This window comes from Rahnella sp. CJA17(1/100) (genome assembly GCF_963881615.1).
Lineage (GTDB): Bacteria > Pseudomonadota > Gammaproteobacteria > Enterobacterales > Enterobacteriaceae > Rahnella > Rahnella aceris.
In genome coordinates this window covers 286,360-300,092 of the sequence record NZ_CAWOJA010000055.1, presented here as the reverse complement: position 1 = coordinate 300,092, position 13,733 = coordinate 286,360, and the positions used below count along the sequence as shown (strand labels likewise).

11 protein-coding genes are annotated in these 13,733 nt (G+C 53.6%); 10 read left to right on the top strand and 1 reads right to left on the bottom strand.

What is annotated here, in order from left to right:
- Window positions 1-369: 369 nt before the first annotated feature.
- The 5 genes from deoC to yjjJ all read left to right on the top strand — a co-directional run bounded on the left by deoC (window position 370) and on the right by yjjJ (window position 6,203).
- Window positions 370-1,149 carry a deoxyribose-phosphate aldolase gene (gene deoC / locus AACU55_RS20375; RefSeq protein ID WP_013577101.1) on the top strand — a complete coding sequence of 260 codons (780 nt, stop codon included), beginning with the start codon at window positions 370-372 and terminating at the stop codon, window positions 1,147-1,149.
- 90 nt (window positions 1,150-1,239) lie between these two features.
- Window positions 1,240-2,568 carry a thymidine phosphorylase gene (gene deoA / locus AACU55_RS20370; protein WP_134705994.1) on the top strand — a complete coding sequence of 443 codons (1,329 nt, stop codon included), beginning with the start codon at window positions 1,240-1,242 and terminating at the stop codon, window positions 2,566-2,568.
- A gap of 88 nt (window positions 2,569-2,656) precedes the next feature.
- Entirely contained in the window at window positions 2,657-3,880 is a 1,224-nt protein-coding gene (gene deoB / locus AACU55_RS20365; RefSeq protein WP_013577099.1) for a phosphopentomutase, read from the top strand.
- Window positions 3,881-3,963: 83 nt separating this feature from the next.
- Complete coding sequence (gene deoD / locus AACU55_RS20360) at window positions 3,964-4,683, top strand: purine-nucleoside phosphorylase (RefSeq protein ID WP_013577098.1); 720 nt, start codon at window positions 3,964-3,966, stop codon at window positions 4,681-4,683.
- A gap of 173 nt (window positions 4,684-4,856) precedes the next feature.
- Entirely contained in the window at window positions 4,857-6,203 is a 1,347-nt protein-coding gene (gene yjjJ, locus AACU55_RS20355) for a type II toxin-antitoxin system HipA family toxin YjjJ (protein ID WP_134705993.1), read from the top strand.
- Window position 6,204: 1 nt separating this feature from the next.
- Here yjjJ and AACU55_RS20350 read toward each other — a convergent pair whose 3' ends face one another.
- Complete coding sequence (locus AACU55_RS20350) at window positions 6,205-6,993, bottom strand: YtjB family periplasmic protein (protein WP_013577096.1); 789 nt, start codon at window positions 6,991-6,993, stop codon at window positions 6,205-6,207.
- Between the two features lie 234 nt (window positions 6,994-7,227).
- Here AACU55_RS20350 and serB point away from each other — a divergent pair, with 234 nt between their 5' ends.
- The 5 genes from serB (at window position 7,228) to AACU55_RS20325 (ending at window position 13,691) form a co-directional block, all read left to right on the top strand.
- Entirely contained in the window at window positions 7,228-8,193 is a 966-nt protein-coding gene (serB, locus tag AACU55_RS20345) for a phosphoserine phosphatase (RefSeq protein ID WP_037033481.1), read from the top strand.
- Between the two features lie 20 nt (window positions 8,194-8,213).
- The gene (radA, locus tag AACU55_RS20340) at window positions 8,214-9,596 is read left to right on the top strand and encodes a DNA repair protein RadA (protein ID WP_013577094.1); all 1,383 of its coding nucleotides are present in this window, start codon (window positions 8,214-8,216) and stop codon (window positions 9,594-9,596) included.
- Window positions 9,597-9,668: 72 nt separating this feature from the next.
- A complete protein-coding gene (gene nadR, locus AACU55_RS20335) occupies window positions 9,669-10,928 on the top strand; it encodes a multifunctional transcriptional regulator/nicotinamide-nucleotide adenylyltransferase/ribosylnicotinamide kinase NadR (RefSeq protein WP_013577093.1) in 1,260 nt (419 codons plus the stop codon).
- A gap of 346 nt (window positions 10,929-11,274) precedes the next feature.
- On the top strand, window positions 11,275-12,816 hold the full coding sequence (locus tag AACU55_RS20330) for a DUF3300 domain-containing protein (protein ID WP_134705992.1): 1,542 nt from the start codon (window positions 11,275-11,277) through the stop codon (window positions 12,814-12,816).
- 17 nt (window positions 12,817-12,833) lie between these two features.
- Complete coding sequence (locus AACU55_RS20325) at window positions 12,834-13,691, top strand: DUF2950 domain-containing protein (RefSeq protein WP_134705991.1); 858 nt, start codon at window positions 12,834-12,836, stop codon at window positions 13,689-13,691.
- Window positions 13,692-13,733 lie beyond the last annotated feature (42 nt).

Sequence of the window (13,733 nt, the reverse complement as noted above, 5' to 3'; positions counted from 1 at the left end):
TGATTCGGGTATACACTCTTATTAAGGGTCGAATACTGAGCATAAGGGCTAAGAATTGTGACCAAGGTCTCATTTAGCCAGGCAACGTTGCAATCGGTTTTCATTTTGTGTGAAATAATGCACACAGGAACCTGATGTGACGTGTTCAAATAGTCACAACGAACTGGCGTCAGCCAGTCCAAGCGCGGTGAGAAGGATCTCAGTTGCCACGTAAGCCGTTCTACGCCGCTTACGCACGCTATCTTCAAGGAACCAAGTCCGCTCGCCAACGTGCAGAATTCTCTTGCCGACGTTAAACGCCGGAACGAATTCATGACTGTATGCTCAGTCCCGGCCGGTCGCTGGAATTGAAAATTGTTGGAGAGTTATATGACCGATTTAACCGCCGCAGCGCAACGTGCGCTGAACCTGATGGATTTAACCACCCTGAACGAAGACGACACTGATGCAAAAGTGATCGCGCTTTGTCACCAGGCGAAAAGCCCGGCAGGTAACACCGCTGCTGTCTGTATTTATCCTCGTTTTATTCCTGTTGCCCGTAAAACCCTGCGCGAGCAAGGCACGCCGGACATCCGTATTGCCACCGTCACCAACTTCCCGCACGGTAATGACGATCTTGAGATTGCGCTGGCAGAAACCCGCGCGGCAATTGCTTACGGTGCCGATGAAGTTGACGTGGTCTTCCCATACCGCGCGCTGATTGCCGGTAACGAGCAGATTGGTTTTGAGATGGTGAAACAGTGCAAAGAAGCCTGTGCGGCTGCCAATGTGCTGCTGAAAGTGATCATCGAAACCGGTGAGCTGAAGCAGGATGCGCTGATCCGCAAAGCCTCTGAAATCGCCATCAACGCAGGCGCTGACTTCATCAAAACCTCTACCGGTAAAGTGCCAGAAAACGCCACGCTGCACAGCGCTGAGTTGATGATGAGCGTGATTGCTGAGATGGGCGTGGGCAAAGCTGTCGGTTTTAAACCGGCCGGTGGCGTGAAAACCGCTGAAGACGCTGCGCAATATCTGGCACTGGCTGATCGCCTGCTGGGCCGCGAATGGGCTGACGCACGTCACTTCCGTTTCGGCGCATCCAGTCTGCTGGCAAGCCTGCTCACCACTCTCGGTCACGCTGGCCAGAAAGCCACCAGCAGCTACTAATCACTGTTGTTATGCCAATACCGTGGCGCTGTTTTACAGCGTCCGGTATTCGCATCTACATTTAGCGTTCAGCTCAGGCAGGGGGATACCTTGTTTCTCGCACAAGAAATTATTCGTAAAAAACGTGACGGTCAGCCTTTAAACGATGAAGAAATTCGTTTCTTTGTTAATGGTATTCGCGACAGTCAGGTTTCAGAAGGCCAGATTGCCGCGCTGGCAATGACTATCTATTTCAATGATATGACCATGAATGAGCGTGTGTCGCTGACCATGGCAATGCGCGACTCCGGTACCGTCCTGGACTGGAAATCGCTCAACCTCAACGGCCCGATCGTTGATAAACATTCGACCGGCGGTGTGGGTGACGTGACGTCCCTGATGCTGGGGCCGATGGTAGCGGCATGCGGCGGTTATGTGCCGATGATTTCCGGCCGCGGCCTCGGTCATACCGGCGGTACGCTGGATAAACTTGAAGCCATACCGGGCTTCGATATTTTCCCGGATGACAGCCGTTTTCGCCGCATCATTCAGGATGTCGGCGTGGCAATTATCGGCCAGACCAGCTCGCTGGCTCCGGCGGATAAGCGTTTCTATGCGACACGTGATATCACCGCAACTGTCGATTCTATCCCGCTGATCACTGCTTCGATTCTCGCCAAAAAACTGGCCGAAGGGCTGGATGCGTTAGTGATGGACGTCAAAGTCGGCTCTGGCGCCTTCATGCCGACTTACCAGCTATCCGAAGATCTGGCGCAGGCGATTGTCGATGTGGCCAATGGCGCAGGTTGTAAAACCACGGCGCTGCTGACCGACATGAATCAGGTGCTGGCATCCAGCGCAGGGAATGCGGTGGAAGTGCGCGAAGCCGTGCGCTTCCTGACGGGTGAATACCGGAATCCGCGTCTGCTGGAAGTGACAATGGCGCTCTGTGTTGAAATGCTGCTGTCCGGCGGGCTGGCAAAAGATGACGCCGACGCCCGCAGTCAGTTGCAGGCCGTGCTGGATAACGGCAAAGCCGCAGAAGTCTTTGGCCGCATGATTGCCGCCCAGAAAGGCCCAACCGATTTCATCGAGAATTACGATCGTTATCTGCAACAGGCCACGCTGAGCAAACCGGTTTACGCCGAAGGCAACGGGATTGTCAGCGCGATGGACACCCGTGCGCTGGGCATGGCCGTCGTTTCACTGGGTGGCGGACGTCGCCGCGCCAGCGATGCTATCGATTACAGCGTCGGTCTGACCCATATGGCGCAGCTTGGCCAGCAAGTGGATACCCGTCAGCCACTGGCGATGATCCACGCGAACAGTGAAGCGGCCTGGCAGCAGGCGGCGCAGGAAGTGCGTGCGGCCATTGTCCTGAGCGACAAAGCGCCGGAAAGCACGTCGGTGGTTTACCGCCGGATCGGTGGTAACGCTTGATTTCAGGCCAAATCACCCCCATTTAAGATTGATCAGGTGCGCGGCAGTTCCGCGTGACCCAATGCGTAACCATTCGCAGGAGAGCAAAATGAAACGTACATTTATCATGGTGTTAGACTCATTCGGTATCGGTGCCAGTGAAGATGCCGAGCGCTTTGGCGATGCCGGTTCTGACACGCTGGGCCATATCGCAGCTGCCTGTGCGCGTGGCGATGCGGACAAAGGCCGCAAAGGCCCTCTGAATCTGCCTAACCTGACCCGTCTGGGGCTGGCGAAAGCTGCGGAAGAATCTACCGGTAAAATTCCTGACGGCATGGACGGTAATGCTGAAATTACCGGTGCGTATGCTTATGCCAGCGAACTGTCTTCCGGTAAGGACACCCCATCAGGCCACTGGGAAATCGCCGGTGTGCCGGTTCTGTTTGACTGGGGCTACTTCAGTGACACGACCAACAGCTTCCCGCAGGAACTGCTGGATAAACTGGTTGAGCGCGCTAATCTGCCGGGTTATCTCGGCAACTGCCATTCTTCCGGTACCGTGGTACTGGATGATTTGGGCGAAGAGCACATGAAAACCGGCAAGCCGATTTTCTACACCTCAGCCGACTCCGTCTTCCAGATTGCCTGTCACGAAGAAACCTTCGGGCTGGATCGCCTGTATGAACTGTGTGAAATCGCCCGTGAAGAGCTGACTGAAGGTGGCTACAATATTGGTCGCGTGATTGCCCGTCCGTTCATCGGTGACAAAGCCGGTCACTTCGAACGTACCGGTAACCGTCATGATTTAGCGGTTGAACCACCGGCTCCGACCATCCTGAAAAAGCTGGTGGATGAGAAAGACGGCCATGTGGTGTCTGTCGGTAAAATCGCTGACATCTACGCGCAGGTTGGTATCACTAAAAAAGTGAAAGCTACCGGCCTGGATGCGTTGTTTGACGCGACGATCAAAGAGATGAAAGAAGCGGGTGACAAGACCATCGTCTTCACCAACTTTGTTGATTTCGACTCCTCTTACGGCCACCGCCGTGACGTACCAGGCTACGCTGCCGCGCTGGAACTGTTTGACCGCCGTATGCCGGAACTGCTGGAACTGGTGAAAGAAGATGACATCATCATCTTCACCGCTGACCACGGTTGTGACCCGACCTGGCGCGGCACCGACCATACCCGTGAGCACATCCCGGTCTTAATCTATGGCCCGAAAGTAAAACCAGGTTCATTAGGTCACCGTGAAACCTTCGCGGACATCGGCCAGACAGTCGCTAAATACTTCGACCTGTCACCGATGGATTACGGCAAATCCATGCTCTGATACTTTTCTTACGCGGCCAGTCTCTTATACTGGCCGCGTTTTTTATAATGAATATGACACCTCGCTGATTAAGGAATAAGAAGATGGCAACTCCACACATTAATGCTGAAATGGGCGACTTCGCTGACGTCGTGCTGATGCCAGGCGATCCGCTGCGCGCCAAGCACATCGCGGAAACTTTCCTTCAGGATGTTAAGCAGGTGAACGACGTGCGTGGCATGTTGGGTTTCACCGGCACTTACAAAGGCCGCAAAATCTCCGTGATGGGCCACGGCATGGGCATTCCTTCCTGCTCAATTTATGCCAAAGAGCTGATCACTGAATTCGGCGTGAAAAAAATCATCCGCGTGGGTTCTTGTGGTGCTGTGCGTGCCGACATCAAACTGCGCGACATCGTGATCGGCATGGGTGCCTGTACCGATTCCAAAGTGAACCGCATGCGTTTCAAAGACCACGATTACGCGGCTATCGCTGATTACGACATGGTGCGCAACGCGGCTGACGCGGCGAAAGCCAAAGGCATCAACGCGCGCGTAGGCAATATCTTCTCCGCTGACCTGTTCTACACGCCGGACCCGCAAATGTTCGACGTGATGGAAAAATACGGCATTCTGGGTGTGGAAATGGAAGCCGCCGGTATCTACGGCGTGGCCGCAGAATTCGGCGCGAAAGCACTGACCATCTGTACCGTTTCCGACCATATCCGTACGCACGAACAAACCACTGCCGCTGAACGTCAGACGACCTTCAACGACATGATCGAAATCGCGCTGGAATCCGTTCTGCTGGGCGACAAAGAATAAATTCTGCAAATATTGCAGTCACTAAAACGGGCGCCGGATGGCGCCCGTTTTGCTATGCGTTTTTTCGTGTTTTTTTGCGTATTCAAATTTATATCTTTAGGATATATCGATTTATTTTAATTTTTTATCTATGCTATTAGCTATGCATTTTCCTATTCATCACTGAGCCGCTCATGTCTGAACTTGTAGATTTACTGCGTCAGGGCAGTCTGACGGCAAAAGAGATCACGGAGCAACTGCACATCACCCAGTCAACGCTCTCAAGGCGGCTGACTAAAATTCCTGAGATCGTCAAAATCGGGCAAAGCCGCTCGACCCGTTATATTCTGCCGCGTCCGCTGGAAGGCCAATGGAGCTTCCCGCTTTACCAAATTAATGAGGCAGGAAATGCCGAAAAGGTCGGGACGCTATATTCCATCTGGCCGGGTGAAAGTTGTGCAGTGGAAGTTGTCAGCGGCCAGTCGCTGATTTACGACGGTCTGCCGTGGTTTATCACCGATATGCGGCCTCAGGGTTTTTTAGGTCGGGCGTGGGGACGTGATATTAACGCTGCCCTGCATTTTCCGGATGACATTAAAAGGTGGACCGAATCTCAGACGCTGGTGGCTCTCGCAAGAGCGGGGGATGAAACGGTCGGGAATTTTGTCATTGGAGAAATGGCCTATCAACGATGGTTTCATAAACCTGAAGATATTCCCGTTCCCCGTGAAGACAAAATTCAGGTGTATGAACGGCTGGCACAGAGAAGTCTGGCAGGGGAGGAAGTCGGATCATCTGCGGGAGGCGAGCAGCCTAAATTCAGCTGCTATGCAGAACATGCAGGCCGGGACGCCTCTCAGGTTCTAGTTAAATTTTCGCCTCCGGCTGTCAATGAAAACGCCTCCCGCTGGGGCGATTTACTGCGCTCTGAAGCTCATGCGTTAAGCGTTTTGCAGGAGGCCGGCATTCCGGCGGCAACAGCCGAAATTTTTACCGGCAGAAAGGGCGAGGTTTTCCTTGAGGTCGAAAGATTTGACCGGACAGGTGAGCGCGGGCGTCGCGGGCTGGTTTCCCTTGAGGCCGTCTCTGCTGAGTTTGGCGGAGGAAACAGCAACTGGTTTTTGACCGCGCAGCGGTTACGCCAAAGCAAGGTCATTACAGCCGCTACAGTCGACAAAATTGAGCAGATTTATGCCTTCGGAAAACTGATCGCCAACAGCGATATGCACCAGGGAAATCTGTCATTTATCGATCCTGCCATTGACCCTTTAAAGCAGGCTCTTTCGATATCGCCTGTGTATGACATGCTGCCGATGGCTTTTGCACCGACCAACGCCGGTACCATGCGTCGTGAAACCTTACCCTTAACGCCCGACCCTTTAGTGTCTAAAGAAAAGTGGTTGAATGCACAGGATTGGGCGAGTGAGTTCTGGCGGAAGGTAGAAAGCGATATGGCAATCAGTCCTGAATTCCGCCAACTGGCCAGCGGAATGCTGGCGCAGGTGGAAGGGTTAACATCAATTATTCAGCGACTGGCCTGAATCACTTCGGCCTGCTGCGTTTCAGGCTGCGGTAAGCGGCTTGTGCGGCTTCTTTCGTTTGCGCTTCGGTGGCAGGTTTTGCCGGCGCGACCTCAGATTCCGGCTCGGGAATGTTCAGCACCGGCGGCGGGCCGAATTCATCCGGCTCTTCTTCCTGTTCATCATCTTCTTTCACCGGCTTGCTGGCGGTCAGCAGGAACGGAGATTGCTGCCAGCGCGAACGGCGGCCTTGCAACAGGGTGCGGGCCAGAATAATACCGACGCCCAGCGCGGCGAGCATCATCAGACGCAGCAGGTTGGTGGTGTTATCCACCTGTTTGGATTCTGTCGCCAGCACGTGCGTATCCAGCGTAATGCGTAAAAATCCGCTCGGACCGTTTTTATCTTCGATCGGCACCACAATCTGATGATTGAAGTAGCTGCCCGCACGTTTGCCATCCAGCGACAAACGGTCGCGAACCGGCACCTGTTCACCGGCATGCGCCACCAGAGAACCGTCGGACTCATAAACACTGGCGTCAAGAATGCGACTGCTATCGGTAAGCTGACTCAAAATAGTGGAAATTTGTGCGATATCAGCGCCATCATTGTCGCTGTCCATCAGTGGCGCGAGGGAAAACGCCACCTGTCTGGCGAGCGTCTGAGCAAGCTGTTCCACCTGCGTTGAACGGGCCAGTTGGTGTCCCAGACTGAAATAGGATGCGCCTTGCATCAGGATGACTAATAATGCCAGACTTATCAATACGATAGCTGCTCTGTGCAGGCGAAATTTAAGTTTGGCCTTGGCCATTCTGTTTCCTTGCGTATTTCGATGACTTTATGTTGCCAGAAGCCGCTACGATAAGGTAGCTTGATGCCAGTTTTTACCCGGCATCCTTCAAGCTGCTGCTTTCATTTATACCGGTCACTGGCCCGTGTCAGTTCCCGGAGGTGCGTTCAGTTGCTGCCTTGAGTCAACTGAATGATTTTGGGTAAATCGTGATATTTGTTTTTCTTAATGCCATAACGCCCTACAGGAGCCATCATGCCAAACAGTCTGACCTATTGCGATCTTCCTGCGGAGATCCACAAATGGCCGGGACTTCCCCTTTCACTGAGCGGTGACGAAGTCATGCCGCTGGATTACCGGGCGGGGCATACCGGATGGCTCCTTTATGGAAGAAAACTCGATAAGAAGAGTATTACGCTGTTCCAGCGCCGGTTAGGCCGCGCTTTGGTGATTGTGAGCGCCTGGGCAGTCGAAGGTTATCAAGTTGTGCGTCTGGCCGGTTCACTTACCGCTGATGTACAGCTTCTCGCCGAATCCTTTGAATTTGATGTTGCTCAGCTGGGGAAAGTGCCGTATCTGCGTGCACCGGGTCTGCTGGTTATGGACATGGATTCTACCGCGATTGAGATTGAATGCATCGATGAAATTGCCAAACTGGCTGGCGTCGGTGAGCAGGTGGCTGAAGTCACTGAACGCGCCATGCGCGGCGAGCTGGATTTCGCCGCGAGTCTGCGTCAGCGCGTCGCGACACTGAAAGATGCGGATGCCAGCATTCTCCAGCAGGTGCGTGAAACCCTGCCGCTGATGCCGGGCCTGACCGTCATGGTTCAGCGTCTGCAGGAAGCGGGCTGGCATGTGGCGATTGCTTCCGGTGGTTTTACGTATTATGCCGAATACCTGCGTGATCAGCTGAATCTGGTCGACGTGGCCGCGAACGAGCTGGAAATCCGTGAAGGTAAACTGACTGGCCGTGTGATCGGGCCAATCGTCGATGCGCAATATAAAGCAGATACCCTGCTGAAACTGGCGGAAAAACTGGGTATTTCCCATGAGCAAACCGTCGCTATCGGTGACGGCGCGAATGACCTGAAAATGATGGCGGTAGCGGGCATGGGCATTGCTTATCACGCCAAACCGAAAGTCTACGAACAGGCCGCAGTATGCATCCGTCATGCCGATCTTCTTGGCGTTCTCTGCATTTTAAGTGGTAGTCAGTCTTAATCAATACAAAGAGGTAAGTTGTGGCAAAAGCAGCAAAACGTGCATTTGTGTGTAATGAATGTGGCGCAGACTATCCGCGCTGGCAAGGGCAGTGTAGTGCCTGTCAGGCCTGGAACAGCATTACTGAAATCCGTTTGGCCGCTTCTCCGACTGTAGCGCGTAATGAACGTCTCACCGGTTACGCCGGTGATGCGGGCGTCAGCCGCGTACAGAAACTTTCTGATATCAGCCTTGATGAACTTCCGCGTTTCAGCACCGGTTTTAAAGAGTTTGACCGTGTATTAGGCGGCGGCGTAGTGCCGGGCAGTGCGATTCTGATTGGTGGTAACCCCGGCGCAGGTAAAAGTACGCTGCTGCTGCAAATTCTGTGTCATCTCAGCGAAAACATGAAAACCCTGTACGTCACCGGGGAAGAATCTTTGCAGCAGGTGGCGATGCGTGCACACCGTCTGGGTCTGCCGACGGCTAACATGAATATGTTGTCGGAAACCAGCATCGAGCAAATTTGCGAAATAGCGGATAAAGAACAGCCGAAACTGATGGTGATCGACTCCATTCAGGTGATGCACATGGCGGATATCCAGTCGTCGCCGGGGACGGTTGCGCAGGTGCGTGAAACGGCGGCTTACCTCACCCGTTTCGCTAAAACGCGCGGCGTGGCGATCGTCATGGTCGGCCATGTCACTAAAGACGGTTCACTGGCGGGGCCGAAAGTGCTCGAGCACTGTATCGACTGTTCCGTGCTGCTCGACGGCGATGCTGATTCGCGTTTCCGTACGCTGCGCAGCCACAAAAACCGTTTTGGTGCCGTGAACGAACTAGGCGTATTTGCCATGACCGAGCAGGGATTGCGTGAAGTCAGCAATCCGTCGGCGATTTTCCTCAGCCGTGGCGATGAAATCACCTCCGGCAGTTCCGTGATGGTGTTGTGGGAAGGGACGCGTCCGTTGCTGGTTGAGGTTCAGGCGCTGGTCGATCAGTCGATGATGGGCAATCCGCGTCGTGTGGCGGTCGGTCTTGAGCAAAATCGTCTGGCGATATTACTGGCCGTGCTGCACCGTCATGGCGGCTTGCAGATGGCGGATCAGGATGTGTTTGTTAACGTGGTCGGCGGCGTGAAAGTCACCGAAACCAGTGCTGACCTGGCGCTGCTGATGTCGCTGGTGTCCAGCCTGCGTGACCGTCCGCTGCCGCAGGATTTAGTGGTGTTCGGCGAAGTCGGGCTGGCGGGGGAAATTCGCCCGGTACCGAGCGGTCAGGAGCGGATCACCGAAGCGGCGAAGCACGGTTTTAAACGCGCCATTGTGCCGCACGCCAACGTGCCAAAAAAAGTGCCCGCCGGTATGCAGGTGTTTGGCGTCAAAAAACTGGCTGATGCGCTGGCGATCCTCGACGATTTGTAACGGTTAACCGCTGTCGCAGCTCAGTGCCTTTGTGCTATTTTTTGTTTAGTAAAAAAAACCTGAGGACAAGGCATGTCACAGTTCGACTATCTAAAAACCGCGATAAAACAACAGGGACGCACGCTGCAACAGGTGGCCGAAGCCAGCGGGATGACCAAGGGTTATCTCAGCCAGTTGTTGAATGCAAAGATAAAAAGTCCCAGCGCCCAAAAGCTCGAGGCGTTGCACCGCTTCCTGGATCTTGAGTTTCCCCGTCGCGAGAAGAATATCGGCGTGGTGTTCGGTAAGTTTTATCCGCTGCACACCGGCCATATCTATCTGATCCAGCGCGCCTGCAGTCAGGTTGATGAACTGCATATCATCATGGGCTATGACGAGCCGCGTGATCGCGAGCTGTTTGAGAACAGTTCGATGTCTCAGCAGCCCACGGTCAGCGACCGCCTGCGCTGGTTATTACAGACCTTCAAATACCAGAAAAACATCCGCATTCATGCCTTTAACGAAGAGGGGATGGAGCCGTATCCGCACGGCTGGGATGTCTGGGGACGTGGCATTAAAGAGTTCATGAGCCAGAAAGGCATTGAACCCAATACCATTTATTCCAGCGAAGAAGCTGATGCGCCGCAGTACCGTGAACATCTGGGGATTGAAACGGTGCTGATCGACCCGAAACGTTCCTTTATGAATATCAGTGGCCGCCAGATCCGTCAGGATCCGTTCCGTTACTGGGATTATATTCCGACAGAAGTGAAGCCGTTCTTCGTGCGTACCGTGGCGATTTTAGGTGGCGAATCCAGCGGAAAATCCACGCTGGTCAACAAGTTAGCCAATATCTTCAACACTACCAGCGCCTGGGAATATGGCCGCGATTATGTTTTCTCGCATCTTGGTGGCGACGAAATGGCGCTGCAATATTCAGATTACGATAAAATCGCGCTCGGTCAGGCGCAGTACATTGATTTCGCGGTGAAATATGCCAATAAAGTGGCGTTTATTGATACCGATTTTCTGACCACGCAGGCCTTCTGCAAAAAATATGAAGGGCGTGAGCATCCGTTCGTGCAGGCGCTGATGGATGAATACCGGTTTGATCTGGTTATCTTGCTTGAAAACAATACACCGTGGGTCGCTGATGGCCTGCGCAGTCTGGGCAGTACGTCTGACCGGATGTCTTTCCAGAACCTGCTGATCGACATGCTGAAACAGAACAACGTCGATTATGTTCACGTTGAATCATCGGATTATGACCAGCGTTTTCTCGAATGTGTGGAGCTGGTGCAGAATATGCTGGCAGCAGATACCAGCCGGCTGAATGAGCCGCCTGTGAGCTGATCAACAAGCAGCAATAAGAAAGCGTGTGTTCTTCGGAATACGCGCTTTTTTATTATTCACACTATGAATATTTTATATATTATTTATCTCTCACAATTATTAATTAATTGATCTGACTATCTTTTCTGGTCATTTTATTAATTCAGTTTGTAACGCTGTAAAATTAAATATCCTTATTATTCATTGGATTGTGTGTGTGCTTTTTTTAAGGCTTTTTATTGCGCATTTTATGTGTAAATCCCTGACATGAAATAAAAATACAGTGGCGGTCGTTGAGTTTTATTTATCCGATTATACTCATTCAATCTGCCTCTCATTCCCGCTGAGGCTTTCTAAGGTGATCCGAATGAATTTATCATTCAAGCCCTGGGGTATCGCAGTATTGTGCGGCGCAGGGGCATTTGCTCTGGCCAGTGTGATGTTTATACAAGGCTGGCTTCCGGTCAGCAGTCAGGCCGAAACCACGGCGCAGACTGCGCCTCCGCCTGCATCAGCCGCCGTTCCTCCGCCAGCAGCCCCGGTTCCTGCACCCGTTGCACCTGCGGCATTTACACAAGCTCAGCTCGACCAGTGGGTGGCTCCTGTTGCGCTTTATCCTGACAGCCTGCTTTCACAGGTACTCATGGCATCGACTTATCCCACTAACGTGATTCAGGCAGTACAATGGTCACGCGACCATCCGCAAAACCAGGGCGACGCTGCCGTCGCTCAGGTGGCGAATGAGCCGTGGGATCCGAGTGTGAAGTCGCTGGTGGCTTTCCCGCAATTGCTGGCGCTGATGGGAGAAGATCCGGCATGGGTGCAGAATCTGGGTAACGCGTTTCTGGCACAACCGGACGACGTGATGAATACCGTGCAGAAATTCCGTCAGGTGGCACAAAGCAGCGGGGCACTGAAAAGCACGCCGCAGCAGACCGTGACAGTCAAACCCAAACCGGCGGCACAAAGCAGCTCAACCACAGTGGTGAAAAGTGCGCCTGCGCAGCAAACCATCGTGATTGAGCCAGCGGATCCTCAGGTTGTTTACGTACCGAGCTACAACCCGAATGTGGTGTATGGCGCATGGCCGACACCAGCCTATCCGCCGGTGTATCTGCCACCTCCTCCGGGACAGCAGTTTGTTAACGGTGTGGCGTCGGGCATCGGGTTTGGTGTCGGTGTGGCAGCGACTTATGCCATTTTCGGTAGTATTGACTGGGACGATGATGATCATCATCACGATGATTATGATCATCACGGTGGTTCGCAGAACAATTATGTCAACGTGAACGTCAACAACTACAACCGTATCTCGGGCAACAATAATGGGATCAACCCTGCTGGAAATGCGAATACCACGGGCTGGCAGCACAATCCGACCTACAACGCAGGGCTGCCAAATCACGGCGCAAACCTGAACGGTGCGACACAAAACCAGGTGCTGAGCAAGGCGGCGCAGCGTAATAACTATCGTGGTTTCGACAACAACGCGGTCGGGCGTAACAACGGCGGTGTGCAGAATCAAAATCTGGATCAGCGCCGTCAACAGGCGGCATCGGTGATGAATCAGCATCAGAATACGCTGCAGCAGGCGCATACCCAGCAGCGAAACCTGCCGCATTCAGCACCGGCAGCCAGTACCGGTATGCATAATCCGGCCAGTCGTCAGGTGCCGCAGCACCAGCCACTGTCTCAACACAATGCTAAGCGCCAGCCAGTACAGCAAATCAACCAGCATCAGCGGCAGAATCTTAATGCATCACGCAGCACGGCATTCAGCGGTAACTCCAGCCGCGGGCCGTCGTGGCAACAGCAGCAATCGCGGGGTAATCAGAGCCGCGAGCATATGCGGAACTTCCAGCAGTCACGCCCTGCCAATACAGAGCCAGCTCATTTGCACCGTCGCTAGACTGACGAGGAAAAGTCATGAAGAGATTGCGTAATTTTTTAATTTCCACAGGTCTGATGTTGCTGCCTTTAACCGGTTTCGCACAGCAGATGTTCACCACCCCGGAACTTGCCGCGCAGGCACTGGTAAAAGCCATTGAAGCGCACGATGATGCGTCTATGCAAAAGCTTCTCGGGAATAACTGGCAGGTGTATCTGCCGCCAAAAGAGGTGGATCCGGACGAGGTGGCGCGTTTTCTGCGTGACTGGCATATCAGCCATAAAATCGCAGAACACGGCGACACCGCACACCTGAATGTCGGGCCGGAAAACTGGCAGTTGCCGATCCCGATGAAACACACGGCGCAGGGCTGGTCATTTGATATGGCCGCCGGTGCTGCCGAAATCGAAACCCGTGCTATCGGCCGCAATGAGCTTTCCGCCATTCAGGCGGTTTCCGCTTACGCCGATGCGCAGCACGAATATCAGCAGATTGCCGGGCAATATGCTCAGCGCTTTATCAGCACGGAAGGCCAGCATGACGGCCTGTACTGGCCGGTGAAACAGGGCGAAGCGCCCAGCCCGTTAGGTCCGGCCTTTGGCAATGATCAGCCGGGATCGGATTATCACGGCTACTTTTACCGCATCCTCACCGCGCAGGGCGCAAACGCCAGCGGCGGAGCGTACAGTTACATCGAAAATGGCAAGATGACCAAAGGTTTTGCGCTGATCGCCTGGCCGGCGGTTTACGGCCATACCGGCGTGACCAGTTTTATGATCAATCAGCAGGGCGAGGTATATCAGCAGGATTTAGGCGAGCATACGGACGCTGCGGCAAAAGCGATCACGGCGTTTGACCCCGATGCCAAATGGCAAAAAGTAGACGATGGCGAATAGGGGACATACGTGAATGAAAAAGCCCCGCCATGAAAGTGACGG

Coding starts and splice junctions, on each gene's coding strand:
- deoC (WP_013577101.1), top strand. CDS start 370: ATGACCGATTTAACCGCCGCAGCGCAACGTGCGCTGAACCTGATGGAT.
- deoB (WP_013577099.1), top strand. CDS start 2,657: ATGAAACGTACATTTATCATGGTGTTAGACTCATTCGGTATCGGTGCC.
- deoD (WP_013577098.1), top strand. CDS start 3,964: ATGGCAACTCCACACATTAATGCTGAAATGGGCGACTTCGCTGACGTC.
- yjjJ (WP_134705993.1), top strand. CDS start 4,857: ATGTCTGAACTTGTAGATTTACTGCGTCAGGGCAGTCTGACGGCAAAA.
- AACU55_RS20350 (WP_013577096.1), bottom strand. CDS start 6,993: ATGGCCAAGGCCAAACTTAAATTTCGCCTGCACAGAGCAGCTATCGTA.
- serB (WP_037033481.1), top strand. CDS start 7,228: ATGCCAAACAGTCTGACCTATTGCGATCTTCCTGCGGAGATCCACAAA.
- nadR (WP_013577093.1), top strand. CDS start 9,669: ATGTCACAGTTCGACTATCTAAAAACCGCGATAAAACAACAGGGACGC.
- AACU55_RS20330 (WP_134705992.1), top strand. CDS start 11,275: ATGAATTTATCATTCAAGCCCTGGGGTATCGCAGTATTGTGCGGCGCA.
- AACU55_RS20325 (WP_134705991.1), top strand. CDS start 12,834: ATGAAGAGATTGCGTAATTTTTTAATTTCCACAGGTCTGATGTTGCTG.